The organism is Martinezella sp. CNPSo 3959, assembly GCF_057784355.1.
Map to the genome: position 1 here is coordinate 311,067 of NZ_JBXSOV010000002.1, position 26,322 is coordinate 337,388.

Annotated in this window: 23 protein-coding genes; 11 read left to right on the forward strand and 12 right to left on the reverse strand. The window is 59.3% G+C overall.

Annotated elements, in window-relative coordinates:
• Window positions 1-21: 21 nt before the first annotated feature.
• Complete coding sequence (locus AC13RE_RS09485; protein WP_488562749.1) at window positions 22-1,065, reverse strand: aldo/keto reductase; 1,044 nt, start codon at window positions 1,063-1,065, stop codon at window positions 22-24.
• A gap of 194 nt (window positions 1,066-1,259) precedes the next feature.
• Between AC13RE_RS09485 and fabD the strand changes: the two genes are divergently transcribed.
• From fabD to gmk, 7 genes are all read left to right on the forward strand, one after another.
• The gene (gene fabD / locus AC13RE_RS09490; protein WP_488562750.1) at window positions 1,260-2,204 is read left to right on the forward strand and encodes an ACP S-malonyltransferase; all 945 of its coding nucleotides are present in this window, start codon (window positions 1,260-1,262) and stop codon (window positions 2,202-2,204) included.
• 25 nt (window positions 2,205-2,229) lie between these two features.
• Complete coding sequence (gene fabG / locus AC13RE_RS09495) at window positions 2,230-2,967, forward strand: 3-oxoacyl-[acyl-carrier-protein] reductase (RefSeq protein WP_488562751.1); 738 nt, start codon at window positions 2,230-2,232, stop codon at window positions 2,965-2,967.
• Window positions 2,968-3,253: 286 nt separating this feature from the next.
• Window positions 3,254-3,490, forward strand: coding sequence for an acyl carrier protein (locus AC13RE_RS09500; protein WP_004122114.1), 237 nt, complete (start codon window positions 3,254-3,256; stop codon window positions 3,488-3,490).
• A 114-nt stretch (window positions 3,491-3,604) separates the two neighbouring features.
• Window positions 3,605-4,867 (forward strand): beta-ketoacyl-ACP synthase II, encoded by a 1,263-nt coding sequence (gene fabF / locus AC13RE_RS09505; protein ID WP_015339360.1) that lies wholly within the window; start codon window positions 3,605-3,607, stop codon window positions 4,865-4,867.
• 212 nt (window positions 4,868-5,079) lie between these two features.
• Window positions 5,080-6,294 carry an endolytic transglycosylase MltG gene (gene mltG, locus AC13RE_RS09510; RefSeq protein WP_488562752.1) on the forward strand — a complete coding sequence of 405 codons (1,215 nt, stop codon included), beginning with the start codon at window positions 5,080-5,082 and terminating at the stop codon, window positions 6,292-6,294.
• A gap of 108 nt (window positions 6,295-6,402) precedes the next feature.
• Window positions 6,403-7,290 carry a YicC/YloC family endoribonuclease gene (locus AC13RE_RS09515; protein WP_488483467.1) on the forward strand — a complete coding sequence of 296 codons (888 nt, stop codon included), beginning with the start codon at window positions 6,403-6,405 and terminating at the stop codon, window positions 7,288-7,290.
• Window positions 7,291-7,293: 3 nt separating this feature from the next.
• Window positions 7,294-7,956 (forward strand): guanylate kinase, encoded by a 663-nt coding sequence (gmk, locus tag AC13RE_RS09520; RefSeq protein WP_015339363.1) that lies wholly within the window; start codon window positions 7,294-7,296, stop codon window positions 7,954-7,956.
• Window positions 7,957-7,962: 6 nt separating this feature from the next.
• On the opposite strand, the gene rsmA is transcribed toward gmk, so the two are convergent.
• The 7 genes from rsmA to AC13RE_RS09555 all read right to left on the reverse strand — a co-directional run bounded on the left by rsmA (window position 7,963) and on the right by AC13RE_RS09555 (window position 16,527).
• Complete coding sequence (gene rsmA, locus AC13RE_RS09525) at window positions 7,963-8,790, reverse strand: 16S rRNA (adenine(1518)-N(6)/adenine(1519)-N(6))-dimethyltransferase RsmA (RefSeq protein WP_488562753.1); 828 nt, start codon at window positions 8,788-8,790, stop codon at window positions 7,963-7,965.
• Window positions 8,790-9,815 carry a 4-hydroxythreonine-4-phosphate dehydrogenase PdxA gene (gene pdxA / locus AC13RE_RS09530; RefSeq protein WP_488562754.1) on the reverse strand — a complete coding sequence of 342 codons (1,026 nt, stop codon included), beginning with the start codon at window positions 9,813-9,815 and terminating at the stop codon, window positions 8,790-8,792. The genes rsmA and pdxA overlap by 1 nt, the downstream gene beginning before the upstream one ends.
• A 6-nt stretch (window positions 9,816-9,821) precedes the next feature.
• On the reverse strand, window positions 9,822-10,766 hold the full coding sequence (locus AC13RE_RS09535) for a SurA N-terminal domain-containing protein (protein WP_015339366.1): 945 nt from the start codon (window positions 10,764-10,766) through the stop codon (window positions 9,822-9,824).
• A 209-nt stretch (window positions 10,767-10,975) separates the two neighbouring features.
• On the reverse strand, window positions 10,976-13,381 hold the full coding sequence (locus AC13RE_RS09540) for an LPS-assembly protein LptD (RefSeq protein ID WP_132716250.1): 2,406 nt from the start codon (window positions 13,379-13,381) through the stop codon (window positions 10,976-10,978).
• Window positions 13,382-14,467 carry an LPS export ABC transporter permease LptG gene (gene lptG / locus AC13RE_RS09545; RefSeq protein WP_015339368.1) on the reverse strand — a complete coding sequence of 362 codons (1,086 nt, stop codon included), beginning with the start codon at window positions 14,465-14,467 and terminating at the stop codon, window positions 13,382-13,384.
• Window positions 14,464-15,642 carry an LptF/LptG family permease gene (locus tag AC13RE_RS09550; RefSeq protein ID WP_112337913.1) on the reverse strand — a complete coding sequence of 393 codons (1,179 nt, stop codon included), beginning with the start codon at window positions 15,640-15,642 and terminating at the stop codon, window positions 14,464-14,466. The genes lptG and AC13RE_RS09550 overlap by 4 nt, the downstream gene beginning before the upstream one ends.
• A gap of 102 nt (window positions 15,643-15,744) precedes the next feature.
• Window positions 15,745-16,527 carry a phosphatase PAP2 family protein gene (locus AC13RE_RS09555; RefSeq protein WP_488562755.1) on the reverse strand — a complete coding sequence of 261 codons (783 nt, stop codon included), beginning with the start codon at window positions 16,525-16,527 and terminating at the stop codon, window positions 15,745-15,747.
• 203 nt (window positions 16,528-16,730) lie between these two features.
• Between AC13RE_RS09555 and AC13RE_RS09560 the strand changes: the two genes are divergently transcribed.
• Both AC13RE_RS09560 and AC13RE_RS09565 read left to right on the forward strand, forming a co-directional pair.
• Window positions 16,731-18,227 carry a leucyl aminopeptidase gene (locus AC13RE_RS09560; protein ID WP_488562756.1) on the forward strand — a complete coding sequence of 499 codons (1,497 nt, stop codon included), beginning with the start codon at window positions 16,731-16,733 and terminating at the stop codon, window positions 18,225-18,227.
• A 32-nt stretch (window positions 18,228-18,259) separates the two neighbouring features.
• Window positions 18,260-18,709 carry a DNA polymerase III subunit chi gene (locus AC13RE_RS09565; protein ID WP_488562757.1) on the forward strand — a complete coding sequence of 150 codons (450 nt, stop codon included), beginning with the start codon at window positions 18,260-18,262 and terminating at the stop codon, window positions 18,707-18,709.
• Between the two features lie 31 nt (window positions 18,710-18,740).
• On the opposite strand, the gene AC13RE_RS09570 is transcribed toward AC13RE_RS09565, so the two are convergent.
• The gene (locus AC13RE_RS09570; protein WP_015339373.1) at window positions 18,741-19,286 is read right to left on the reverse strand and encodes a GrpB family protein; all 546 of its coding nucleotides are present in this window, start codon (window positions 19,284-19,286) and stop codon (window positions 18,741-18,743) included.
• 75 nt (window positions 19,287-19,361) lie between these two features.
• A complete protein-coding gene (locus AC13RE_RS09575; RefSeq protein ID WP_488562758.1) occupies window positions 19,362-20,285 on the reverse strand; it encodes a Gfo/Idh/MocA family protein in 924 nt (307 codons plus the stop codon).
• 227 nt (window positions 20,286-20,512) lie between these two features.
• Between AC13RE_RS09575 and AC13RE_RS09580 the strand changes: the two genes are divergently transcribed.
• Both AC13RE_RS09580 and AC13RE_RS09585 read left to right on the forward strand, forming a co-directional pair.
• Window positions 20,513-21,088: a TRAP transporter small permease subunit gene (locus tag AC13RE_RS09580; RefSeq protein WP_488562759.1), complete on the forward strand. Its 576-nt coding sequence runs from the start codon at window positions 20,513-20,515 to the stop codon at window positions 21,086-21,088.
• Window positions 21,088-22,857 (forward strand): TRAP transporter large permease, encoded by a 1,770-nt coding sequence (locus AC13RE_RS09585; RefSeq protein WP_488562760.1) that lies wholly within the window; start codon window positions 21,088-21,090, stop codon window positions 22,855-22,857. The genes AC13RE_RS09580 and AC13RE_RS09585 overlap by 1 nt, the downstream gene beginning before the upstream one ends.
• 96 nt (window positions 22,858-22,953) lie before the next feature.
• On the opposite strand, the gene AC13RE_RS09590 is transcribed toward AC13RE_RS09585, so the two are convergent.
• Both AC13RE_RS09590 and AC13RE_RS09595 read right to left on the reverse strand, forming a co-directional pair.
• A complete protein-coding gene (locus AC13RE_RS09590) occupies window positions 22,954-24,063 on the reverse strand; it encodes a TRAP transporter substrate-binding protein (protein ID WP_488562761.1) in 1,110 nt (369 codons plus the stop codon).
• Between the two features lie 145 nt (window positions 24,064-24,208).
• Window positions 24,209-26,269 (reverse strand): prolyl oligopeptidase family serine peptidase, encoded by a 2,061-nt coding sequence (locus AC13RE_RS09595; protein WP_488562762.1) that lies wholly within the window; start codon window positions 26,267-26,269, stop codon window positions 24,209-24,211.
• Window positions 26,270-26,322: the final 53 nt, after the last annotated feature.

Here is a 26,322-nt window from a genome sequence, read left to right on the forward strand (position 1 = left end):
GAATCCTACCGGAAGGCTTCCTCACATCGGCATCGGATACTTGCGATGCACCTGCTCGATCTCGGCAAGTGCCTCTTCCGGCAGCGTCACATAAGCGGCGGCCACATCGGTCTCGAGTTGCGCCATCGTCGTCGCGCCGATGATAACCGAGGTCATGAAGGGCTTGGTGAGGCAGTAGGCGAGCGCCAGCTTTGACGGGTCGATACCGTATTTGGCGGCGATTTCGAGATAGGCCTTTACCGGCGGTTCCTGCAGCGGCTGCAGGCGGCCACCGATATCGAGATTGATCGAGCCGCGCGAGCCGGCCGGCCTTGCGCCACCGACGTATTTGCCGGTGAGGATGCCGCCGGCGAGCGGCGAATAGGCGAGCAGGCCGACATCTTCGTGATGCGACAGTTCGGCCAGATCGAGGTCGAAATGGCGGTAGAGCAGGTTGTATTCGTTCTGGGTGGTGGCGACGCGCGGCAGGCTCTTCTGTTCGGCAATCGTCAGATATTTCTGGATGCCCCAGGTCGTCTCGTTCGAGAGGCCGACGGCGCGGATCTTGCCGGCCTTCACCAGTTCGCCCATCGTTTCCAGGATCTCGGTGATCTCGGCTATGACTTTCTCGCGATCCTGATGGAAGGGGTTATAACGCCAGTTCTGTCGGAAATGGAAATGGCCGCGGTTCGGCCAGTGAACCTGGTAGAGGTCGATATAATCGGTCTTCAATCGCTTCAGGCTGGCATCAACAGCTGCATTGATATTGGCGGCATCCGGCCCTTGTCCGCCGCGCAGATATTCGCGGCCCGGACCGGCGACCTTGGTGGCGAGCACGACATCCTTGCGCTTGCCGCTCTTCTCGAACCAGGTGCCGATATATTCTTCGGTGCGGCCTTGAGTCTCTGGTCCGACGGGCGTCGTCGGATACATTTCGGCGGTGTCGAAGAAATTGATGCCTTTATTGACGGAGTAGTCCATCTGTTCATGGGCTTCGGCTTCGCTATTCTGCGTGCCCCAGGTCATCGTGCCCAGGCAGATCTGCGAAACGGAAATATCGGTGCGGCCTAATCTCTTATATTTCATGGGAAAACCTTGGGGATGGGAGAAGGTCAAAATGAACGAGGTCGCGCAAATTTAGGCCCGATCTGAGCGAGCGCAAGAAAAAAATCATTGCACTTCGCAGGCGCAAAAGCGCGGGGCTGCGGGGCTTGCACTATTGACTCCGCTGCAAACAATGTCATTGGGAAGCAAAACGACCCCCAAAAGGACGCTTTATAATGACTGTTGCTTTCACATTTCCCGGCCAGGGCAGCCAAGCTGTCGGCATGGGCAAGGACCTTGCCGACAATTTCGCCGAGGCGCGCGCCGTCTTCGAGGAAATCGATGATGCGCTGGGTGAAAAGCTCTCCGACGTTATCTTCAACGGCCCGGAAGATAAGCTGACCCTGACGGCCAATGCGCAACCTGCGCTAATGGCAGTGTCGCTGGCAGTTATCCGTGTACTACAGGCGCGTGGCCTCGATCTGACGAGCAAGGTCGCCTATGTGGCTGGTCATTCGCTCGGCGAATATTCCGCTCTCTGTGCCGTCGGCACCTTCTCGCTTGCCGACACGGCGCGGCTTCTCCGTATCCGGGGCAACGCCATGCAGGCGGCTGTTCCGGTCGGCGTCGGCGCGATGGCTGCGATCATCGGCCTTGAACATGCCGATGTCATCGCGGTTTGCGAAGAAGCTTCCACGCTTGGCGCCTGCCAGATCGCCAATGACAATGGCGGCGGCCAGATCGTGATCTCCGGCGAGAAAGCCCCGGTCGAAAAAGCAGCGGAACTTGCGACCGGCAAGGGCGCGAAACGCGCGATCCTGCTGCCGGTTTCCGCGCCGTTCCATTCCGCATTGATGGCGCCTGCTGCGGACGCCATGCGGGAAGCGCTTGCCGGCGTCGCCAAGAGCAACCCGGTCGTGCCTGTTATCGCCAATGTGAAGGCGGCTCCCGTTGCCGACGCCGATGAGATCGCGCGGTTGCTCGTTGAGCAGGTCACCGGACAGGTGCGCTGGCGCGAGACGGTGGAATGGTTTGCCGCCAACAACGTGACGACATTGTATGAAATTGGCGCCGGCAAGGTGCTGACGGGTCTTGCCCGCCGCATCGACAAGTCGGTCAACGGCATCGCCGTCAACAACGCTGCAGATATAGATACGGCGCTTGCCGCATTGCTTGCCTGACATATTCAAGGAACGAGGGACACACATGCTTGATTTGACCGGCCGCAAGGCCCTGGTAACCGGTGCATCCGGTGGTATCGGCGAAGAAATTGCCCGGCTCCTGCACAAGCAGGGCGCCATCGTCGGCCTGCACGGCACGCGCGTCGAAAAACTCGAGACGCTGGCCTCCGAACTCGGCGATCGCGTCAAGATCTTCCCGGCCAACCTGTCGAACCGCGATGAAGTCAAGGCGCTCGGCGCCAAGGCCGAAGAGGAACTTGGCGGCGTCGATATTCTCGTCAACAATGCCGGCATCACCAAGGACGGCCTGTTCGTTCGCATGAGCGACGAGGACTGGGACGCTGTTCTGGAAGTCAACCTGACGGCCGTCTTCCGCCTGACGCGCGAGCTGACCCATCCGATGATGCGCCGCCGCTATGGCCGCATCATCAACATCACTTCGGTCGTCGGCGTGACCGGCAATCCGGGCCAGGCGAACTATTGCGCCTCCAAGGCCGGCATGATCGGCTTCACCAAGTCGCTGGCCCAGGAAATCGCGACGCGCAACGTTACGGTCAACTGCGTTGCCCCGGGTTTCATCGAAAGCGCGATGACGGGCAAGCTGAACGACAAGCAGAAGGAAGCCATCATGGGTGCCATTCCCATGAAGCGCATGGGCACTGGCGCGGAAGTCGCTTCCGCCGTCGCCTATCTTGCATCTTCGGAAGCCAGCTACGTCACGGGTCAGACGATCCACGTCAATGGCGGCATGGCGATGATCTAAAGGAATTGCTGTTGGAGGGTGCTTTCCCGCCAATAGCATGTTGAGCAACCCGGAGCCGGCTATTTTCTGGCTTTGCGACAGACTTAAACCGTGTTAAGCGGGCCATGACTGTGAACAGTCGTCCGGAAAATTCAGGCGGACTGGGCCATATTCAAGGCGCTGGACCGGATCTCAATGCCGGATTGAACGGGTTTGCCAGCGGCGTCGGAACAGATGCTGCAGGTTTGAATTAGGGTAGGGATGTCACAAGGCATTCTCATCAGGATATAAGGTCGAGGAAACCGACATGAGCGATATCGCAGAACGCGTAAAGAAAATTGTTGTTGATCATCTTGGCGTTGACGCCGACAAGGTTGTTGAAAGCGCAAGCTTCATCGACGATCTGGGTGCGGACTCGCTCGACACCGTCGAACTGGTCATGGCCTTCGAAGAAGAATTCGGCGTCGAAATTCCGGACGATGCTGCCGACTCGATCCTGACGGTCGGCGACGCGGTAAAGTTCATTGAGAAGGCCCAGGCCTAATCTTTCGCGCTTTTTGACAGGGCGGGCTGAAGAGTCCGCCCTATTTCGTCCGGCGAAGCCGGCCGAAACCCATTTATACGCATATCATCATAAAAAGACGGGGGTCTGCGGGCGATGAGACGTGTCGTTATCACGGGTACCGGCATGGTATCACCTTTGGGCTGTGGCACTGAGGTGTCTTGGACGCGGTTGCTCGCTGGGCACAACGGCGCCCGCCTCGTAACGGAATTCGAGGTCGAGGACCTCGCGGCAAAGATCGCCTGCCGCATTCCTGTCGGCGACGGCACCGACGGCACCTTCAATGCTGACGATTGGATGGAGCCGAAGGAGCAGCGCAAGGTCGATCCCTTCATCATCTATGGCATGGCGGCCGCCGATATGGCGCTGGCCGATGCCGGCTGGCACCCGGAAACGGACGAGGATCAGATTGCAACGGGCGTGATGATCGGCTCGGGCATCGGCGGCCTCGAAGGCATTGTCGAAGCCGGCTATACGCTGCGCGACAAGGGGCCGCGCCGCATCTCGCCCTTCTTCATCCCAGGGCGTCTCATCAATCTCGTTTCGGGGCAGGTCTCGATCCGCCATAAGCTCCGCGGCCCGAACCATGCCGTCGTCACGGCATGTTCGACCGGTGCGCACGCGATCGGCGATGCCGCCCGCCTCATCATGCTCGGCGATGCCGATGTCATGGTTGCCGGCGGTGCCGAAGCTCCGGTCTGCCGCATTTCGCTTGCCGGCTTTGCCGCCTGCAAGGCGCTGTCGACGGACTTCAACGATACACCGCAGAAGGCTTCGCGCCCCTATGATCGCGACCGTGATGGCTTCGTCATGGGCGAGGGCGCCGGCATCGTCGTGCTTGAAGAGCTCGAACATGCCAAGGCACGCGGCGCCAAGATCTATGCCGAAGTCGTTGGCTACGGCCTCTCGGGCGACGCTCATCATATCACCGCTCCGTCCGAAGACGGCGAAGGCGCATTCCGCTGCATGACATCGGCTCTGAAGCGTGCCGGCCTGACGCCTGATGATGTCGACTACATCAACGCCCATGGCACTTCGACCATGGCGGATACGATCGAGCTCGGCGCCGTCGAGCGGCTGGTCGGCAATGCCGCGTCGAAGATCTCCATGTCGTCCACCAAGTCGGCCACTGGCCATCTGCTCGGCGCCGCCGGTGCGATCGAGGCGATCTTCGCCACGCTCGCCATCCGCGACAATATCGCCCCGCCGACGCTCAATCTGGACAATCCGGAACGCGAAACCGCCATCGATCTCGTTCCGCACAAGGCCCGCAAGCGCGAAATCAATGTCGCGCTGTCGAACTCCTTCGGCTTCGGCGGCACGAATGCGTCGCTTGTTCTGCGTCGCTATGAGGCTTAATAACAACGCGTAACTATGAGAGCGGGGATGCCTTTCGGCAACCTCGCCCGCATTCTTGATTGTTGCTGCGCCTTCGTCTTTTTCGGGAATGCGGTGCGGGAACGCCTGATCGGTCGAAGTCGGAGCTCGCGTTCCGCCTTATCTTCTGAACCTGTTTTTTGCCGCATTGCTTGGCCAAAGAGCAGGCAATCACAAAAGGGAAGGGATTGCCGGTGAGCGATACGAACCAGAGCAATGGAACTCCGAACGGGCAGAAAGGGCCGATCATCCCGAAGTCGGCCAATGAAGCCTTGCGTCCGGAGCGTGTTCCGGACCCGCCGAAGCGTTCGCGCAAAGCCCGTAGCCAGATGGTTATCTTCCTGAACTTCCTGATGACGCTGGCAGTTTTTGTTGCCGTCGTTGCGATCGGCGGCGCCTATTACGCGTTTTCGATCTATCAAGGCCCCGGTCCGCTGACGACCAATACGAATTTCATCGTTCGGAATGGTGCCGGTCTCGGCGAGATCGCCAATCGCCTTGAATCCAATAACATCATCAGCGATCAGCGCATTTTCCGGTGGCTGACGGCCACCTATCTCCATGACGGCGAAACTCTTCGGGCCGGCGAATATGAGATCAAGGCTGGCGCTTCCATGAAGGACATCATGGAACTGCTGAAGTCCGGCAAGTCGATCCTCTATTCCGTTACCCTGCCTGAGGGCCTGACGATTCGGCAGATGTTCAACAAGCTGCAGGCCGATACCGTGCTGGAAGGCGATCTGCCGTCGGCGCTGCCGCCGGAGGGCAGCCTGAGGCCCGACACCTATAAGTTCACGCGCGGCACCAAACGCACGGAAATCATTCAGCAGATGGAGGCCGCGCAGACGAAGCTAGTCGAGCAGATCTGGGAAAAGCGCGACTCCAGCGTGCAGTTGGCGAATAAGCAGGATTTCGTCACGCTAGCCTCCATCGTGGAAAAGGAAACCGGTCTTGCCGATGAGCGTGCGCACGTCGCGTCCGTCTTCCTGAACCGCCTCGGCAAGGGCATGCGTCTGCAATCTGACCCTACCGTCATTTACGGCCTCTTCGGCGGCGAAGGGAAGCCGGCCGATCGTCCGATCTATCAGTCCGACCTGAAGAAGGACACGCCTTATAATACTTACCTCATCAAGGGTTTGCCGCCGACGCCGATCGCAAATCCTGGGAGGGACGCCCTGGAGGCCGTTGCCAATCCGTGGAAGACGCAGGACCTTTATTTTGTCGCTGACGGCACGGGCGGACACGTCTTCGCCGCAACGCTGGACGAGCACAACGCCAATGTCAGGCGCTGGCGCAAGCTGATTGCCGAAAAGGGTGAAGATCCCAGCGCCATTGCCGTTGACGGTCAGCCCGACGATGCTGCCGTCGCTCCAGGCTCAGGCGCACAGCAGAAGAAGAAAACCAACTGATCCTCACTGCGCCGCGGCTTGTATAGGAAGCGCGGTGCGGATTCACTTTACATTGACCCATAATGCGAAGACTTTCGTTGGATGGGGATGGAATTATCGGAGGCTTGCATGGCATTGCAGTCCATGACCGGTTTTGCCCGGCGTGAGGGAACGAGCGGTCGTGGCCGTTGGGCATGGGAGCTGCGTTCCGTGAACGGCAAGGGATTGGATGTCCGTCTGCGCCTGCCGCCAGGCCTGGAGCGCCTTGAGGCTGATGTGCGCAAGTCGATTGCGGATCGGCTCACGCGCGGCAACCTGCAGGTCAGCCTTTCCCTTTCCATAGAGGAGAGCCGCGTCGAGGTCGTCGTGAATCAGGATGCGCTGGCCGCGGTCCTGGCGCTGCGCGATCAGCTGGCCGGCATCGTCGATCCCGCGCCGCTGCGACTGGAAAGCCTGATGGCCGTGCGCGGTTTGGTGGAATTCAAGGAAGCCGAAGAAAATGAAGATGCGATCGCTGCCCGAGACGCCGATATCATGGTGGGCCTTGAGGCCGCGCTCAGTGATCTCAGCGACATGCGCCGGCAAGAAGGAGATGCACTCGGCAAGGTGCTGCTCGGCCACGTGGCAACGATCGAGGCATTGACGACGACGGTCGAGCGTGATCCCTCCCGTTCGCCGCAGCAAATTGCAGCAAGGCTAGCCACGCAGGTGTCGATGCTTCTCGATGGTTCGTCAGGCCTCGACCGTGACAGGCTGCATGCGGAGGCGGCCCTTCTCGCCACCAAGGCTGATCTGCGCGAGGAAATCGATCGTCTCAAAGCGCATGTGGCGGCAGCGCGCGATCTCATCTCGAAGGGCGGCCCTGTCGGACGCAAGCTCGATTTTCTTGCACAGGAATTTAACCGGGAATCGAATACCATCTGTTCAAAATCGAATGCAGCGGCCGTGACTGCCGCCGGCATCGAGCTGAAGGTAGTAATCGACCAGTTCCGCGAACAGGTCCAGAATTTGGAGTAGGCCATGAAGCCGGCGACATCCACATCCATTCCGATCGCCCGCCGAGGGCTGATGCTAGCCATCTCCTCGCCGTCAGGTGCCGGCAAGTCGACGATCGCGCGCACACTGCTCGATAAGGACAAGCAGGTGAGCCTCTCCGTCAGCGTCACGACGCGGCAGCGCAGGCCGAGCGAAATCGAGGGCGTGCACTACCATTTCGTCTCGCAGCGTGAGTTCGAGCGCCTTCGCGATTCTGACTCCCTGCTCGAATGGGCCGAAGTGCATGGCAATTTCTATGGCACACCGCGCGAGCCCGTGGAGACTGCCATGGCAGAGGGTCGCGACATGCTATTCGATATCGACTGGCAGGGTGCGCAACAGTTGCAGGAGAAGATGCCGGCTGATGTCGTCTCCATCTTCGTGCTGCCACCGACCATGACGGAGCTGCAGTCGCGCCTGCATCGCCGTGCTGAGGATTCCGAAGAGGTCATTGCCATGCGTCTCGCCAATTCCCGGGCCGAGATCGCTCACTGGCGCGAATACGACTATGTCATCGTCAATGACGATCTGAACGTTGCTTTCGACGCCGTTCAGTCGATCGTCAAAGCCGAGCGCCTGCGCCGCGACCGCCGGCATGGCATGTTCGATTTCGTTCGCGATCTTCTGGAAGAGACGCCGAAGCTGTAAAGCCGGTTACAGGCAGTTTGCCAGCCGGCAGAATTCTTCTACCGAAAGCGTTTCCGCGCGACGCTGCGGGTCGATATCGGCCTTTAGCAGCAGGGTTTCGCCACCAATTGGCTTCAGGCTCTGGCGCAGCATCTTGCGGCGCTGGCCGAACGCGGCCTGTGTCACCTTCTCCAGCTTGTCGACTGAGCAAGGAATGGGGCTTTCCCTTGGTGTCAGATGCACAACCGTCGAGGTCACCTTCGGCGGGGGCGTGAAGGCCTGCGGAGATATGTCGAACGCCATATGAGCCAATGTCCGCCAGCCGCAGAGCACGCCAAGCCGGCCGTAATGGTCATCATCCTCCTGCGCCACGATCCGCTGACCGACCTCCTTCTGGAACATCAGCGTCAGGGACTGCCAAAAAGGCGGCCATTGCCCCGGCAGCAGCCAGTTCACCAAAAGCTGCGTCCCGACATTATAGGGCAGATTGGCGATGATTTTGACTGGCCCTTGCTGGGCAAGGGCGGCGAAATCCGTCTTCAGCGCATCGCCTTCGATCACCTCGAGCCGGCCCGGATAGTGATCGGCGATTTCGGCCAGCGCCGGCAGGCAGCGCGCATCGCGTTCGACGGCGATAACCTTGGCCGCCCCGAGCGCCAGGATGGCGCGCGTAAGGCCGCCCGGTCCGGGCCCAACCTCGAAAACAGTGACGCCCTCGAGCGATCCCGCCGTGCGCGCGACCTTCTGGGTCAAATTGAGATCGAGAAGGAAGTTCTGCCCAAGCGCTTTGCGCGCGTCGAGGCCATGGCGCTGGATTACATCGCGAAGGGGGGGCAAACCGTCCAGTGCGGCCATCAGGGATTGTTTCCGGTCTTGCTGCTGATCTCGCTCGCCAGCTTCAGGGCGGCAACCAGGCTATCTTCCTTGGCAATGCCTTTGCCGGCAATCCCGAAGGCTGTACCATGATCTGGAGACGTGCGGACAAAGGGTAAGCCGAGCGTGACATTGACCGAATCGTCAAAGCCGAGCGCCTTGGCGGGGATTAAAGCCTGATCGTGATACATGCAGATCGCGACATCGTAACGTCGGCGGGCATCGTCATGGAACATGGTGTCGGCGGGCAGGGGGCCGAATGCATCGATGCCCTCGGAGCGGAGCTTGTCGATCGCAGGCCGGACGATTTCGTCGTCTTCCTTGCCGAGCGCGCCATTCTCTCCGGCATGCGGATTAAGGCCTGCCACGGCAAGGCGCGGCTTGGAGATGCCGAAACGGACGCGGAGATCGTGATCGGTAATCCGGCATGTCTCGGCGATCAGGTCAGAGGTCAGCGCTTCCGGCACCTCTTTCAGAGGAATATGGATGGTGACCGGAATGGCGCGAAGCTTCGGACCGGCAAGCAACATGACCGGCATGACCGGCTTTCCGGTCGCACGCGTTGCAAGATCTGCCAGGAACTCCGTATGACCGGGAAAGCCAAAACCGGCATCATAGAGCACCGATTTGGCAATCGGATTGGTAACGACTGCGGATGTCCGGCCGCTCATACTGAGAGAAACAGCCATCTCTACGGCGGCTATCGTACCCTTGGCGGTGGCGACATGCGGTTCGCCGGCGATGACATCGACCCCTGCTTCGATCGACAGGATTGGCAGTGCGTCGGGAAAAACGCTGCCGGCATTCGTCGGATCGGCGATCGCAAACGGTACAGTCAATCCGAGCTGAGAGGCCCGTGCCGCAAGCACGGCAGCATCGCCGAGGAACAGAAAGCGCGGCAAATTTAACTCGTCGCGGCGCAGCCAGGCGGCGAGCGTAATGTCGGGGCCTATGCCAGCCGGATCCCCCTGCGTGAGCGCAAGGGGGAGGGAGGAGCGCGGCGGCATCGTCAATCAGCGATAGACGATCTGCGCCTTGGAGCGCAGTTCATCCATGTACTTCTTATCGTTGGCGCTCACACCCGTTGCCTTGTCCTTGCCGATATCCTCAGCGCGGAACACGGCGGCAGCGGCAACGTCATCGTTCACCTGGCGCTGCGAACAAATGGCCACATATTCGACGCCACGATCGGTCACGATGGGAGCAGTCGTATTGCCGGAAGCCTTCTCCAGCATCGGCTTCCACATTTCCGGGACTTCCGGTGCGAGCACACGGCCGAGATCCTGGACGGAAACGTCACGCATCGTAGCGGCAAAGACCTTCGCCTGATCGCAGCCAGGGAACTTCGACCGTGACGCCTCGGCTTCTGCCTTGCGCGCATTGAGGATCGCGTTGCGCTTTGCTGCCGGTACGACGAAAACGATCTGCTTCAGGAAATACTCGGTCGTAACGGGTTTTGTCTTGTTTTCCGTCATGCGCGTCACGAGATCGTCGTTCGACATTCGGCTTCTTGCGCCGAAACGTGCATTGACAACCCGGGGCCAGCTCATGGAAACGGCGATATAGGACTTGAAATGATCAACGCCGACGCCGGCCTTTTCCAGAATCTGGCTGAGCTGCGCCGGTGTCATCTTGTTGCTGGAGGCGAAACGACCGAAAGCGGCATCGACGTCCGTCGTTGAAACGGACATGCGCAGGCGGGAGATCTCCGCGCGCTTCAACGTTTCGTCGACGAGCTGCTCCTTGGCGAGCTTGTTCAGATCGCCCTTTTGGCGCTGCAATTTGAGGAAGGCGACGCGTTTGGCGATGTCACCGGATGTGATCACCTGGCTATTGACGAGAACTTTCACTTCGCTTGCTGCAAAAGCAACATCGCTGCTCGGCACGGCGAAGCTCGCCATAACCAAGGCCGCCGCTCCAAACACCAGAGCGCGCATCGGTGCATTTCCAGAAAACATCAATTACCCCTTCCCAAAGGTATTTCCTGCCAGCATTGCGCCGTTTTGGTGCGCCTGTCGCGCAATACGGCAACTTTGCGCCACATGTCTACATCAAGCGCGATGAATTGCAAAATCCTTGCGGCGAAACAATGACGTCGGAAACAGCAAGCCGCATCCATGCAAAAGAGCCGGCGGTGAAGCCGGCTCTTTTGCAGTTTCGATTCATATCAGAATGTCGCGTCCTGGACGCTGCCAAGGTTGACATCGCCAAGCGTACGGAAGGTCAGGCGAGCGCCGATCGACCAATTGCTTGCCGAGCTGGCCGTCGAATCCTTCTTGTCGAGGAAGGACACGGTAAAGATCGTGCATTCGTCCTCGTAGGAAAGACCCACGCCCTGGCGAGTGATCTCATTGCTGTTGAGATCATAGCTGACTGTGCCGAAGACGGACCAGTATTCCTTGAACTTGATCTGCGCGCGCGACTGGATTTCATCCTGATTGCTGGTGAAACCATATTGCGGCTGGGCCGCAATATGCGTGTAGATCAAGGACGTCTGGAACACATCGTTCGAGAAACCGACAGATGTATCGCCGCGCTTGAAAGCGAAATCCTTCTGGTCGAAGCGATAGGATGTCGCGAGCGAGATACCTTGCGGTGTCGTCAGACCGAACATGGTGACGTAGTCGGAACGGGTCGTTTCAAGCCCCGAATCCGAACCGACGCCAGCCAGATCGTCGGTCGCAAACGAGTTGCGGCCCGCGAGCTGATAGGACTGTCCGAAGATATGCTGAAGCTTGTAACCGCTGTCGAAGCTGGCCGTATAACGCCACCCCACATTCGCGCGTGTACCACCCTCGATGCGATCGAAGCCCGAGAACTTGTCACGATCGAAGAGATTGGTGGCGTCGAAAACGAAGCTCTGTGCATCTTCGTTCGGCAACCGACCAGCAAGCTGCTCGTCCGGCCGCACATAGATCTGCGCGATCGGCTCGAACACGTGCGTGCTGTTGCTTGTCGTGATGAGGAACGGGTACTTGGCTTCGAGCCCCGCCGTGACCATGCCACGGGTGGCATAGTCGCTGGTGTCGTAATTGCCGGGATAGCTGAACGATGTGCCGAAAGAGTTGGGCGAGTTCATATCCAGACCATAGACGTCACCGCGCGCCGCCGCCAATGGCGTCAGCACAAGGCCTTCATCGGTCGTAAAGGTACGCTGCCACTGCACCTCGGTGCTCAGGCGCGTATAGTCGCCGGAGAGGCCGAGGAAGCGGTCGTTCAGGTTGGCATCGCCAAGATTGACGACGTTGTCGAGTGCGGATGTCTTCTCGCGCGACAGGTGCGTGAAGTTCATCGTTGCCGACAGCTCGCCGCCGTAAACCGACTTCGGGTCTACATAGTGATAGTCGATGCTCGGATAGACATATGCCTGCTGCTTTTGTGCCGTGGCATTATTATCTGTATCCTGCTCGTTATAGTAGAAGGCGCGCATGTCGAAGAAATTGCGCTTTCCGATACCAGTCAGGTAGGCTTGGTTCGTATGGGTGCTCTGGTTGAGCCCGTCCAGTCCATAAGTGCGCGAGAAATTGTTATCGCTCTGCACCATGACATCCCAGCCGAACGTCCAGCGAGGATTGATCCTGAAATCGGCCTTGGAATTGATCATGCCGCGCGTTTTGTTCTCGGCATCAGTCGTCCCGGCCGTGAAGGCGTCCGGATTCATCTGATTGATGCCGGCAACGCGCAGGATATGCGTGCCGTTCTCGAAACGCTGGCGGAATTCACCCTCCAGCAACAGCCCCTGGTTGCTGAAGCCCGTGGCGGTGACCGTCGCATCCATGCTCGGTGAGATGACGTAGTAGTAAGGAACCCTTACGCCAACGCCGAGACGCTGCGAAACGCTCACCGACGGAAACAGGAAGCCGGACTTGCGCTTGACCGTATTGTCGGGAACCGTGACCCACGGAACATAGGCGATCGGCAGGCCGAACAATTCGAAGCGAGCGTGCTCGAGACGGATCGTGTGCGTCACGCCGTTCTGGACGACGCGTTGTGCTTTGACCTGCCACAGCGGCGCACGTCCCTGTTCGGAGCAGGCCATGCAGGCGGTGTAAACGCCCTTTGTAAGAATCAGCTGATTGCCACCGACGCGCTCGCCCTTTTCGGCGACCATTCGGGTGTTGTCAGGCATTTCAATGCGAAGGGCGTTCACGAAGCCGTCGGAGAAGCTGTCGGTGACGTCCATTTTGTCACCGTACATGCGATTGCCGTCCGGTGTGATCAGCTCGACATTGCCGAGCGCCGTCATTCGTCCGGATTTCTGATTATATTCGACCCGCTGAGCGACCATCCTGTAGCCGCCATAGTTGATCTGGACCGCACCGCTTGCGGTGACGATCTGCGTATCCTTGTTATAGACCAGTTCGTTGGACGAAAGGACTAGCTTTGCACCGTCCGGCACCTTGACCTTGATAGGGGAGGTCGCAGTGCCGGCACCGCCATTGTTATTGCTGGCATTATTATTGTTGACCTGGGCGTAAGCGACGACCGGGCTCAAAATATATGCACATGCGGCCGTGCCCGTAACCAGGGCAGCCACAAACTTTCTGATACTCTTGCGGTTGCCTGCCGCCACTTAGCCGTCCTCCTGATGAAGCAGGATCGTTGCCCCGAATGCCAATGCGACGATCACGGGTATCCATGTTGCCACATAGGGAGGAACCACTCCGCTGCTCCCGAATGCCTTTACAAGCACGGTGACAACATAAAGCACGAAGCCGGAGAGGATTCCACCCAGAATCACAGAGCGCGATTGATTGAATCTACTGAATTTTAGGGACACGGTTGCCGCAATCAGCGTCATTGCCACCAGAAGGAATGGCTGTGACAGAAGCGAATAAAACTGTGTCTCAAGTGCGTTGGTCGATATGCCGAAGGAGCGTGCGACCTTTATTCGATTAGAAAGATCATAAAAAGCAATGGTTTCCGGTTGAGCCAAGCGTTGCGAAACGAAATCCTGTTTCAGATTCGTACGAACCTGTACCGAACTCTTGTGGTCGGGAATTTCACCGGGCCGCCGCTCGACGACGTTGTTAAGAAGCCAGTAACCATCTTGCAACTTAGCCGAGTCGGCGTCCTGCCGCAGGACGATATTTCCCTGTGAATCAAAGTGGATAAACACGACACCGGTCAACGTCGTTCCATTGTTCAGAATGGCCTTGGCACCGATGATCGTGTCGTCTTTTCCGCTGGATTGTCGCAGCCATGGAACAGAAAGCGTATTGCGATAAGACGGGTCTCCGCGCAGGTCGGCTTCGATTGTTTCAGCATGTCGCTGACCCCATGCCGCAACCGGATTAAGCGCGAGCATGGTCATGAGACCGACGCAGAAAGCGCCCATCACGAAGGGCGTCATGAATTGCCATACGGAGATGCCAGCCGCGCGCGCGATAACCAGTTCGCGGCGGCGGTTGAGGGCGATCAGCACCGTCATCCCGACGAAGAGCGCGATGAACGGTACCGTCTGCTGCAGGATGAACGGCAGCCTGACCGCCGTCATCAGCAGGCCGACGGACACCGTATATCCGGGCAATCCCGCAAGACGCCCGGCGGTCTCGCTGAAATCGACGAGATAGACAATCGAGACGACGCCAAGGAAGAACCAGAACGTCGTTACGATGTAGCGCGTAAAGAAGTAGCGCCAGAGCGTGCCGAAAATCATGCACCGCCCCCGTTCGAGCTGCCCGGTGCGGTCGGCATGCGGTCCTGGATTTTTTGTCTCCAGTTGTTGAGGCGGTTGCGGATCGAGACGGGCATCGCCATCTTCCGGCTCCGCAGCAAGAGGACAATCGCGATAAGGGCTGCGATGATATTGATGCCGTAGAGAACGCCAATGAATTTAGTCGAATGGTCAATCTGGTTGGCGGCGTAGAAATCCGCCCAGCGTAGCGCGAACGCTATGCCCAGCGCCGATACCATCGGATGCAGCCGCGCCTCGCGATGTGACCGCGCATCGCCCGCGATCACCAGAGATATCAGCGCGAAGATTGCCGGCAGTGCCCAGTCGTTGAGCCGGCGATGCAACTCGGCCCGATAATCGCCAGGCCTTTGCTTGTAGTCCGGATCGTTCGTGTCCGGATTGAGCAGGAAACCGAGACTGCGATCGCTGGCTCGCGCATTTGGCTGGCCGCGACTTTGCGTCATGTCCGAGAGGTCGAAAGAGTAGGAATCGAACTTGATGACCGAGACGGTGCTGTCGGGTGTCTTGCGGTGAACTTCACCGTCCTTCATGAGCAGCGACGTACCGCTTGGGTCGACCGCCCCTTCCTTCGCATAATAGATGAGATCGAAGGCGGGATCGCGCGAATCGACCACGAACAATCCCTTGAGGATGCGTCCCGACAGACGCTGCGAAATCTGGACATAGAGCCCGTCCTCGATGCGCCGGAAGTTCTTCTCTTCGATCACTGTGGATAGAAGATCCGCATAGGCTTCGGCCACCATCTGACGCGCGGCGACGCGGGCTCTCGGTTCGACGACATTGTCGACGAAAAAGGAGAACACGCTAATCGCAATGGCGAGAATCATGATCGGGCGGATGATGATGCTGCGCTTCGCGCCGGCAGCTTCCATGACGGTCAGCTCGGAATCGCTGTTCATCGCGGTCAAGGTCTGCGTGATGCCGATGACCAATGCGAAAGGCAGAACGATCGGGATAATCGTCGGCAGAATGAGCGTCGCGAGCTTTGCGAAGGAGCCCATGGACTGACCACTATCGGTCACGAGGTTGATGCGCTGCAGAACCTGGGTGGTCCAGATAATAGCGAGCACCGGCAGCAGTGCCACCAGGAACATCATACCGACACGCCGTACGATATATGTCTCGAATAACTTCATGCCGGCCCTTAAACGCAACAGCTGCCGGGCGAGCCGACAGAGATTCACCCTCCTCTACGCTGTTTGCGTTTTTTTGGCGACAACCAACTCGAAAAAAATTCGTTAATTTTCCGAGATTTTTTTGTCGTGTGTCGTTTGAGATAAAGCCAGCAGAGCGGTGAATATGACAGGCGAAGAAAGCCAGCCGAGGACGGCATCGGAGAGATAATGCGCGCCAAAAGCCACTCTCAGCGCGGGAATCAGCAGTGAAATCGCCGTGATCGGCAAAGCCGCGGCCGATCGGAACGGCTGCGGGATGATGAGAATAAGACAAAAGAGCCAGCCGGCCGCCGCGGCCTCACCGGAGATGAACGAACAGTTGCTGACACATTTGCCGGCGAAGGACCCGGCATGCACGAAATCGAGCGTGCCGCCGAAGAGATCGGTTTGCCGTGGGCGCGGACGGCCGGAAAATGCTTTCAGCCACAGATTAACGATCAGCACGGGGCCGATGAACAGGGAGCCAAGCGCCACCTTGAGATTGTGGGCTCTGCGCGCGTTGAAGGTCGCGCCGTGATCCTGCCAGCATCTGAGCAGCATCCAGAGCAGCACGAAGGCGACGACATAGGGCAGTTGAAAGAAGATTTCCCTCAGCAGGCGCATGTGCTGATCGCTGCTATAAGGAAAAATGCCACAGATCTGGTCAGGCCTTGTGTTTCCAAAGCATTGCTGCCGTTGGAAGAACATGTTCGCGATGCTGAGATCGATCTGTGGAAAAAGGGAAAACAGACCTAGCAAAGCCCACCAGAGACAGAAGAGGGCAATGAAGGCATCGCCTGCCGTGCGTGGCCGTAGAACCTCTGGAAACCGATCTTCGCGGTTGATGCTGTTGAAATCTATGATCAAGGCGGCTTCCCGGCGAGAATTGAACCGCCGAGGCGGTTAAACACCATCGCACTAGCCTAATCCCGCTAAATGACAGGGATTTGAAGAGGCCGGACATCTCTTATGGAGAGAATGCCGCGTCGAAAGCTTGTATTCCTTAGGGAGACCTTGAATGATGGTTGTGCAAAATTCTCTCACTACGACGTATATTTATCGGAGCAGAAATGTCTGTGAAATTCGAGATTTCCTTCGCCAAGTCGGCTCGTCTCAGCGGCGGTCTGGCCATTCTCCTGAAAGACACGGACAGTGAACTGCCGGCGGGGGCGGAGAGCGCCGATCCGGCGAATGTTTTCGCCAAGGCGGCACCTGTATCCGGCTTCAAGGGCAAAGTGCTGAGCAGTCTGGATCTCATCGCGCCCGAGGCCTCGCCCGCCGATCGGATCATCGTCATCGGGGCCGGCAAGGCCAGGAACCTGACCGCGCACGACTGGCTGAAACTCGGCGGCGGTGCGGCGGCAAAAATCCGCAATACTGAGAAGGTTGCGGTCTTCCTCGATGCGCCCAACGTCGAAGTCGGTCCCAAGGAGGCCGCCGATTTTGCCTTGGGCATGCTTCTGCGCGCTTACAGCTTCGATACCTACAAGACGAAGAAGGGCGATGACGACGAGAAGGGAGCCTCCCGCAAGGCGGTGAAGGTGACGATCGTCACACAGGAGGCGGCTGCCGCCAAGAAACTCTACGCGACCTCCGAAGCTGTGGCCGGCGGCGTGATTCTCGCGCGCGATCTCGTCAACGAGCCGCCGAATGTCCTCGGCCCCGTAGAATTCGCGGCCAAAGCCAAGGAGTTGGAGAAGCTCGGTGTCGAGATCGAGATCCTGACGGAGCGTGAGATGCGCCGGCTCGGCATGGCGGCTCTGCTGGGCGTCGCGCAAGGTTCGGCCCGGCCGCCGCGGCTGGTGGTCATGCAATGGAAGGGCGGCAAGGCGAAGGACAAGCCGATCGCCTTCATCGGCAAGGGCGTCGTCTTCGACACCGGCGGCATTTCCATCAAGCCGGCTGCCGGCATGGAGGAGATGAAGGGCGACATGGGAGGGGCTGCGGCCGTCACCGGCCTCATGCATACGCTTGCCGCGCGCGAAGCCAAGGTCAACGCGATCGGCGTTATCGGTCTTGTGGAAAACATGCCCGACGGCAATGCGCAGCGTCCGGGCGATATCGTCACCTCCATGTCCGGCCAAACGATCGAAATCATCAATACCGATGCCGAAGGCCGGCTCGTTCTCTGCGATGCACTCTGGTACACGAACGACCGCTTCAAGCCGCAGTTCATGATCGATCTGGCGACCTTGACCGGCGCGATCCTCGTGGCGCTCGGCAATCTGCAGGCCGGCCTCTTCAGCAATGACGACAAGCTCGCCGGCGAACTGACGGCGGCGGGCCTTGCGACCGATGAGCGTCTCTGGCGCATGCCCCTTGGCAAGGACTACGACAAGATGATCGACAGCAAGTTCGCCGATATGAAGAATACCGGCGGACGCCATGCCGGCTCGACCACAGCCGCCCAGTTCCTCAAGCGCTTCGTCGGCGACACGCCCTGGGCACATCTCGATATTGCCGGCACGGCGATGGGCTCGGTTCAGGACGAGATCAATCAGTCCTGGGGTTCCGGCTTCGGCGTGCGCCTGCTCGATGAACTGGTCCGTGCCAATTACGAATCGTGACCAGCCCGATTTTGTAAGATAGAAGAGGCGCCATGACCGACGTTCTCTTCTATCATCTGACGGAATCGAAGCTTGAAGACGCCCTGCCGCCGCTGATCGACAAGAGTGTCGAGCGTGGCTGGCAGGTCGCCGTGCAGATGCGCGAGCCGGCTCGGCGCGATCTCCTCGATAGCCATCTATGGACCTATCGCGAGGACAGCTTTCTGCCGCATGGCACGGATGAAGGCGACATGGCAGACAAGCAGCCGGTGCTACTGACCATTTCCTCTGAGAACATAAATAATGCTTCGGTGCGTTTCTTCATCGACGGCGCCGAGGCAACGGATGTCGGAGCCTATCAGCGCGTCGTGCTGATGTTCGACGGCTACAATCAGGAACAGTTGGAAAGCGCGCGTGCCCAATGGAAGCGCCTGAAAGGCGAGGGGCATAACCTAACCTATTGGCAGCAGACGCAGGACGGCCGCTGGGAGAAGAAGGCCTGACCTTCTTCCGATTGATTGGCGGGAAGGTGCTTTACGCGCCTTCCGACAGGATCTTCTGGATGAAATCCTTCTTCGCCGCCGTATAGGACGCTCGATCATTGGCATATTTTGCCGCAAGCTCGATCTTCAGTGCCTCATAGGCATGCGCCAAATCCGGCTCCCTGCGCAATCGATCGCGAAAGATCAGGAAGTTGCGCCAGGTAGGACCGCCATATTCGACCACATGCACGAGGTGCGTGCGGGTATCCCCTTGAATGTCACGACCGAAAATATGGTCGTCCGGCACGATATTGCTGCCGGCATAGACGTAGCCGATAGACGCCATCGGCTCGACACAGGCAAGCCCATCCTCGAAACGCCGCACGCCGACGGCAATATCGATGATCGGCTTGGCCTTTATTGTTGGGATCGAGGTGCTGCCGAAATGCTGGACATCGACGGCAAGGTCTCCGAGAGCCTTGCGAATGGCAGCTTCCTCCAGCAAATAGGCTTCATGCCAGCTCTGGTTCGGGTCGGCGAGCTTGACGGATTTGTTGCCGACGCCGAGGCCAAAAGATTGTTCATGCTCCGATGCCATAGGCATCTCTCCAGTGAAGACGATGCACCACGCTAGCACGCCGCGGGCGGCATTGTCTTCACCGGGAAAGCCTCATCAATCGTAAAATGCTTCAACGAATTTGCGCTTGCCCAGCATGAAGGCATCGGCGACGTGGCGCAGCGGCGAAAGATCGACGTCGGATGTCCCGGCTTTGACGATCTCTGCAAAACGGCGATAGAGCGAGGGATATTCGGCCTCGGGCGCCGAGAATGTGAGCTCGCCATTGACGGAAAGCTTGGAGCCGCCTTCGGCCAGAACCATCTGGCCGGCATCCGTCTCTGCGACAATATCCCAGCTCTGCTTGCCGGTCTGGCGCCAGTCAAATTCGGCGTGGACCGGAAGGCCGGTCCCGCTCTTGAAATGCAGGTCCGCCGCAATCGGCGAATCGCGGTTTTCCGGGAATTCGAGTGTCGCGCCGGTCAGGAAAAGCGGCGGCAGGATATGGGTGACGATCGATAGCGCATTGATGCCCGGATCGAAGACGCCGAGCCCGCCGGCCTGCCAGATCCATTCCTGGTTCGGATGCCAGTGGCGGACATCTTCCTTCCAGATCACGTGAGCGCTACGGATATTGGTGCTGGCGAGGAAGCTCTTTGCAGCCTCCACCGCCGGAGCATAGCGCGAGTGCCAGCTCGCAAAGAGCGACACGCCCTTGGCCTTGGCAAGGTTTTCGAGGTCGGCGACTTCACTCAGCGTCGCACCCGGCGGCTTTTCCATGAAAACATGCTTGCCGGCCGAAAGCGCCTTGTATGCGGCTTCATAACGATATTGCGGCGGCATGCAGAGAGAAACGGCATCGATGTTAGGCACGGCATCGAGCATGGCTTCGATCGTCGTGAAGGCGGGAATGCCTTCGACCGTGCCGTGACGGCTTGCCGTGGCGATCAGTTTGAAATCCGCATTGTTCGCGATGGACGGAAGATGCTGGTCGCGGACGATCTTGCCGACACCGACGATAGCGAGGTTGATGGGGGACATGTGCGTCTCTCGATTAGTATGATTATTGATGCGATCTTTATCAGAATGCCGCATGTGGGCAAGGGCGGCAAATCGCAAATGCAGGAACCAGGTCCAATCTTGGACCATCGTGCCCAGGCGTCATCATGCTTGGAAAACGGGTGCGGGCTCTTGATTCACAGCTTGAAATCGGCACTCTTCCACTGCGCGGCCAAAAGATCCGGGAAGAATCGCTGCGGGGGGAAATCATGAAAACATTGCTCGGCTTCAGCCGAATCGTCGACTATGTGACTGAGATCATTGGAAAATCAGTCTCATGGCTTATTCTGGTGGCCGTCTTGGTCAGCGCTGGAAACGCGATCGTCCGTAAGGTCTTCAACACCTCGTCTAATGCCTGGCTTGAAGCGCAATGGTATCTGTTCGGCGCAGCCTTCATGCTCGCCGCTGCCTATACGCTGCGCCAGAACGAGCATATCCGTATCGATATCATCTACGGCTCGCTGTCGCGTCGCCTGCAGCACTGGATCGATCTACTCGGCCACTGCTTGTTCCTGATGCCTTTCGTGCTGCTCATGGTCTACGATCTCGTGCCCTATGTCCGCATCTCTTTCATGTCCGGAGAGGTGTCTTCCAGCGCCGGCGGCCTGATCATCTGGCCGGGCAAGGCATTGCTGCTGGCAGGCTTCTTTCTGCTGGCGTTGCAGGGGCTTTCCGAGATCATCAAGAAGATCGCCGTCATGCGCGGCGATATGGATGATCCGACCCCCTATGTACCGACGCATGCGCCGCTCGATATCGAAACCCCGGCCGGGGAGGCGCGCTGATGATCGAATTCATCGCCGTGAACATGGCGCCGATCATGTTCGCCTCGCTCATCATTTTCCTGCTTCTGGGTTATCCCGTCGCCTTTGCGCTCGCTGCCAACGGTCTGCTGTTCTTCTGGATCGGCGTCGAGCTCGCACCCTATTCGGGCGGTACCATCCATCTCTCATGGCCGCTCCTCAATGCTCTTCCCGATCGCTTCTGGGGGGTGATGTCGAACGACACGCTGCTGGCGATCCCGTTCTTCACCTTCATGGGCATCGTGCTGGAGCGATCCGGCATGGCCGAAGACCTGCTCGACACGGTCGGCCAGCTGTTCGGGCCGATCCGCGGCGGTCTCGCCTATGCGGTCATTTTCGTTGGTGCGCTGCTGGCGGCCACCACCGGCGTCGTCGCAGCTTCGGTTATCGCCATGGGGCTGATCTCGCTGCCGATCATGCTGCGTTATGGCTATGACCGGCGGGTCGCCTCCGGCGTCATCGCCGCTTCCGGCACGCTGGCGCAGATCATTCCGCCGTCGCTCGTCCTGATCGTACTTGCCGACCAGCTCGGCCGTTCGGTCGGCGACATGTATGCCGGCGCTCTCATTCCTGGCCTCGTGCTGACCGGTCTCTACATGCTCTATGTATTGATCATGTCGATCGTGAAGCCGGACTCCATGCCGGCATTGCCGAAGGAGGCCCGCTCGCTCGGCTCGGGCGTCACATCCTTGCTGATCGCATTGCTAGTGTGTGCCGGCGTGGCCTATGCCGCCCACATCTATCTGACCCCGACCTATGGCGGGGACGCGGATATTCTCGGTGCCACCGTCGGCGTTGCCTTCATCTATGCTATTGCAGTCCTGGACAAGGGGCTGAAGTTCAACGTCATGTCCCGGCTGGCGCAGCAGGTCATCATCGTCCTCATCCCCCCATTGGCGCTGATCTTCCTCGTTCTCGGCACGATCTTTCTCGGCATCGCGACGCCGACGGAAGGCGGCGCCATGGGGGCGGTGGGCGCGCTGGTGATGGCGGCTGCCAAAGGCAGGCTGAACATGGAAGTCGTCCGCTCGGCACTGACCTCCACGACCCGGCTTTCAGCCTTCGTGCTGTTCATCCTGATCGGCTCGCGCGTCTTTTCGCTGACCTTCTATGGCGTCAACGGCCATCTCTGGGTCGAGCATCTGCTGGTGTCGTTGCCCGGCGGCGAGGTCGGCTTCCTGATCGCCGTCAACATCCTCGTCTTTGTGCTGGCCTTCTTCCTCGACTTCTTCGAGCTTGCCTTCATCATCGTGCCGCTGCTGGCACCCGCGGCAGACAAGCTCGGCATCGATCTCATCTGGTTCGGTGTTCTGCTCGGCGTCAACATGCAGACGAGCTTCATGCACCCGCCCTTCGGTTTCGCGTTGTTCTATCTCCGCTCGGTCGCTGCCCGCGTGCCCTATCTCGACAGGGTGACGGGCAAGCAGATCGCGCCCGTCACGACCGGGCAGATCTACTGGGGATCCGTGCCCTTCGTTGGCATCCAGATCCTGATGGTGGCATTGACGATCATGTTCCCGCAGATGGTCATGCACTACAAGGGAGCGGGAACGGGTGTCGATCCCAACACGATTAAGATCGAGGTTCCCGGCTTCGGTGCACCCGGCCAGGACAATGGCGGCGGCCTCGGTCTGCCGGGGCTGCAGCTTCCAGGCGGCAATCCGCTTGACGGCAAGCCGGCGGATCAGGGCGCCGGCGATCAGCCGAAGCCGCCAGCCAACGATCTCAGCAAGCCTCCGTCTTTTAATTGATGCACACGACACGCATCGGCATGCCTATCGATCTAACACAACGAAAAACCCCGGAGCATCGCTCCGGGGTTTCCTCTCTTGGGGTCGGCTATTCGATCAAATCTTCCCAGAGCGCTGCAGCGTCATCATGTAGACGTCGTAGCTGTATTCGGCGACCTGGGTATAGAGATAGTGCTGGCCGCGGAAGCCCTTGATCGATTCCCAGATTTTCTTGAAGGTCGGGTTGTTGGCTTCCATCTCGGCATAGACCTCGTTGGCCTTGTCGAAGCAGGCATTCATGATCTCGGTGCTGAAGGGCCTGAGCTTCGCCCCTTCGGCAACGACCCGCTTGATGGCGGCCGGGTTCAGGTAATCGTATTTCTGCAGCATGTTGGCGTCGGTCGCCTGCGCGGCGGTGCGCAACAGCGATTGATAGGCCTTCGGCAAGCCTTCATAGGCCGCCTTGTTGAACATGACATGCACCGTTGGGCCGCCTTCCCACCAGCCGGGATAATAGTAGTAGGGCGCGACCTTGTAGAAGCCGAGTTTCTCGTCGTCATAGGGGCCGACCCATTCGGCCGCATCGATCGTGCCTTTTTCGAGCGCCGGATAGATATCGCCGCCGGCGATCTGCTGCGGCACGACACCGAGGCGTTCGACCACCTTGCCGGCAAAGCCGCCGATGCGCATCTTCAGGCCCTTGAGATCGGCAACCGTGTTGATTTCCTTGCGGAACCAGCCGCCCATCTGTACGCCGGTATTACCGGCCGGGAAGCCGATCAGCCCTTGCGTCGCCAGGAATTCGTTGAACATGTCGATGCCGCCGCCGTGATATTGCCAGGCATTCATGCCGCGGGCGTTGAGCGCGAAAGGAACGGCAGCTCCCAAGGCCCAGACCGGGTCCTTACCCCAATAATAATAGGCGACCGAATGGCAGGCTTCGACGGTTCCGGCCGCGGTGGCGTCTGCTGCCTGAAGGCCCGGCACGATTTCGCCGGCCGCAAACACCTGGATGTTGAAATTACCGTCTGTGGCCTCCGACACATATTTCGACAGCACTTCGCCGCCGCCATAGATCGTATCGAGCGATTTCGGAAACGACGATGTCAGGCGCCAGTTGATCTTCGGATTGCTCTGGGCAATGGCCGGAGCAGCAAGCGTTGCGGCAGCTGCCACCGAACCCGCACCGGCGACGCCGGCCTTGCGCAGAAATGAACGACGATCCATCTATTACTCCCCCCGGATACGAGCGGGCGGGCTCGCCCGCTCTTCGTGATCACGGCTGCAGCTAATCACGCCCCTCGACGCGTTTCAAGCGTATCGGAAGCTCGTGCAACCATTGATTTTTACTCGAACCCGGAAGAGGGGCGACCTAGAGGTTTTTGCCTTTCACGATCGTTTCCCGCAGGAAGCTATAGCCCAGCGCGGTACGTGTCGCGCGTTCCGTCGAAGCGCCGTCGCCGCCATGGCCACCCGAGCCGAATTCGTGGAACAGCGGGTGATGGCCGAGCGCTTCCAATTGAGCCGCAAAACGTCGGGCATGCGAAGGGTGAACCCGGTCGTCATTGCTCGAGCTTTCGATGTAGATCGACGGATAAGTGATCTCGGAGATAGGCTTGACATTGTGCAGTGGAGAATAGCTCAGCAGATAATCGCGGTCCGCCGGATTGTCGGGATCACCATATTCGTCGATCCAGGCTTTTCCGGCCGGGAAGACATGGAAGCGGGTCATATCCAGGACAGGCACCTGGCACCAGATGGCGCCGAAATCCTTTGGGTAGCGTGTCGTCATGACGCCGGTCAAAAGCCCACCATTGCTGCCGCCATTACCGGCAATGCGCGACGGCTTGGTATAGCCGCGGGCGACCAGATCGCGGGCGACGGCGGCAAAGTCCGCGAACGCCTTGTGGCGCCCAGGCCCTTTGGCGGCACGGTGCCAGTTCGGCCCGAATTCGCCGCCGCCGCGAATATAGGCCATGACATAGGCGTTGCCTTGCTCCAGCCAGCGGCCAATGACGCCGGAATAATAGGGGGCAAGCGAGACGTCGAAGCCGCCATAGCCATACATCAGCACCGGCAGTTCACCCTTGGTCCAGCTTCTCGGCAGGACGATATGATAGGGAATTTTCGTGCCGTCTTCCGAAGTGGCTTCCAGCAGGACGGAAGTCATGCCTTCGCTGTCGAAATAGGTTGGGGAGCTGGCAATGTGCTTGAGTTCAAGCGGAGTCTGGCGATCGCCAAGATCCAGCCGGTAGGAGGAGGGCGGCTGCAGAAAGCCCGCGCCATAGACCTGCAGCGTATCGTCGCCGAGATGCGGATCGGAATAGAGCGGTGCGACCGACACCGTCTGAACATCCGCCGGTAGCGCGATTTCGCGGATTTCGGCATCGGTCCTGGTCAGATCGAGAACGAAGAGATGCGGTTGCATATTGTCCGAGACGATGAAGACGCACCATTCGCGCAGCAGCAGGAATTGCGAAACCGATTGCCGCTCATTGGGCGAAAACAGGATGCGTCTTTCATCAGCATCGCTCTTGCCGGGCTCCCGCGGCAGGGGCTGCAGGGCCAGGCTGCCTGCTGGAATCCGTTCATCGGTCTTGGCAAGCCAGATCAGATGGGAGTGGTTGAACCCGAACTCGGCATCCTTCGGCAGGTCGATTCGTCGCAGCGAACCATCCCCATCGTCGATGAAATGGCTGGCGCTGCCGATTTCATGACCCGCGCTGAAGATCCGGATCGGCTGGGCCTCACCTTCCGCTGCAAGACCGGCAAGCTGCGGATCGAAGATCGAACAGGAGCCATAGATGTCGCTGTCGTCGGCGGCATAGAGCACGGGCGCATCCGCCGGCGCCTGGCCGCGTTTCAGGCGGCGGCCGACGCGCGGCCAGCCGGAACGCGTCGAGGATTCGCGATCGATGGAGCCGAAATAGGCGATTTCGTCGCGGCCGAGCCAGGTCGCGTGACTGCGCACGGCCGGCGTGTCGAAGCCGCCTTCGACGATGCTCTTCGTCTCGCAATCGAATTCGAGCATGCGAATGGGATCGGAGCCGCCGTCGGAAAGGCAAAGAAGCACCCGCGTCGGCTCCCACGGGCAGGTGATGGCGCCGCGCCAGAGCCATTTCCTGTCTTCCTGTTCACAGAAAGCATCGAGATCGAAGATCGGTTCCCACGGCGCATCGGGGAGGGGTGCGAGATCGGCCGGCAGCCGATACCAGCGACCGAGCGGATGATCGGCGCTGCGATGAAAATCGAACAGCCAGTTGCCGCGCCGAGTGGTGGTGATCAGCCGGTCCTCGCGCTCGATCATGTCCTTGATCGCGATGCAATCCGCCTCGAACTCCGGCGTTTTCAGCAGCCGCTCGGAGTCCGCATCCATTTTGGCGACGAATTGCAAGGTTTGCGGATCGTCGTCGCGTTCGAGGTGGAGGTGCATGGCGGCTCCGGATTCTATTGCTGATGGTGGTGAGGCAGCAGCAAACCAAAATA

Coding starts and splice junctions, on each gene's coding strand:
- AC13RE_RS09485 (WP_488562749.1), bottom strand. CDS start 1,065: ATGAAATATAAGAGATTAGGCCGCACCGATATTTCCGTTTCGCAGATC.
- fabD (WP_488562750.1), top strand. CDS start 1,260: ATGACTGTTGCTTTCACATTTCCCGGCCAGGGCAGCCAAGCTGTCGGC.
- fabG (WP_488562751.1), top strand. CDS start 2,230: ATGCTTGATTTGACCGGCCGCAAGGCCCTGGTAACCGGTGCATCCGGT.
- AC13RE_RS09500 (WP_004122114.1), top strand. CDS start 3,254: ATGAGCGATATCGCAGAACGCGTAAAGAAAATTGTTGTTGATCATCTT.
- fabF (WP_015339360.1), top strand. CDS start 3,605: ATGAGACGTGTCGTTATCACGGGTACCGGCATGGTATCACCTTTGGGC.
- AC13RE_RS09515 (WP_488483467.1), top strand. CDS start 6,403: ATGGCATTGCAGTCCATGACCGGTTTTGCCCGGCGTGAGGGAACGAGC.
- gmk (WP_015339363.1), top strand. CDS start 7,294: ATGAAGCCGGCGACATCCACATCCATTCCGATCGCCCGCCGAGGGCTG.
- rsmA (WP_488562753.1), bottom strand. CDS start 8,790: ATGGCCGCACTGGACGGTTTGCCCCCCCTTCGCGATGTAATCCAGCGC.
- pdxA (WP_488562754.1), bottom strand. CDS start 9,815: ATGCCGCCGCGCTCCTCCCTCCCCCTTGCGCTCACGCAGGGGGATCCG.
- AC13RE_RS09535 (WP_015339366.1), bottom strand. CDS start 10,766: ATGTTTTCTGGAAATGCACCGATGCGCGCTCTGGTGTTTGGAGCGGCG.
- lptG (WP_015339368.1), bottom strand. CDS start 14,467: ATGATTTTCGGCACGCTCTGGCGCTACTTCTTTACGCGCTACATCGTA.
- AC13RE_RS09550 (WP_112337913.1), bottom strand. CDS start 15,642: ATGAAGTTATTCGAGACATATATCGTACGGCGTGTCGGTATGATGTTC.
- AC13RE_RS09560 (WP_488562756.1), top strand. CDS start 16,731: ATGTCTGTGAAATTCGAGATTTCCTTCGCCAAGTCGGCTCGTCTCAGC.
- AC13RE_RS09565 (WP_488562757.1), top strand. CDS start 18,260: ATGACCGACGTTCTCTTCTATCATCTGACGGAATCGAAGCTTGAAGAC.
- AC13RE_RS09570 (WP_015339373.1), bottom strand. CDS start 19,286: ATGGCATCGGAGCATGAACAATCTTTTGGCCTCGGCGTCGGCAACAAA.
- AC13RE_RS09575 (WP_488562758.1), bottom strand. CDS start 20,285: ATGTCCCCCATCAACCTCGCTATCGTCGGTGTCGGCAAGATCGTCCGC.
- AC13RE_RS09580 (WP_488562759.1), top strand. CDS start 20,513: ATGAAAACATTGCTCGGCTTCAGCCGAATCGTCGACTATGTGACTGAG.
- AC13RE_RS09585 (WP_488562760.1), top strand. CDS start 21,088: ATGATCGAATTCATCGCCGTGAACATGGCGCCGATCATGTTCGCCTCG.
- AC13RE_RS09590 (WP_488562761.1), bottom strand. CDS start 24,063: ATGGATCGTCGTTCATTTCTGCGCAAGGCCGGCGTCGCCGGTGCGGGT.
- AC13RE_RS09595 (WP_488562762.1), bottom strand. CDS start 26,269: ATGCACCTCCACCTCGAACGCGACGACGATCCGCAAACCTTGCAATTC.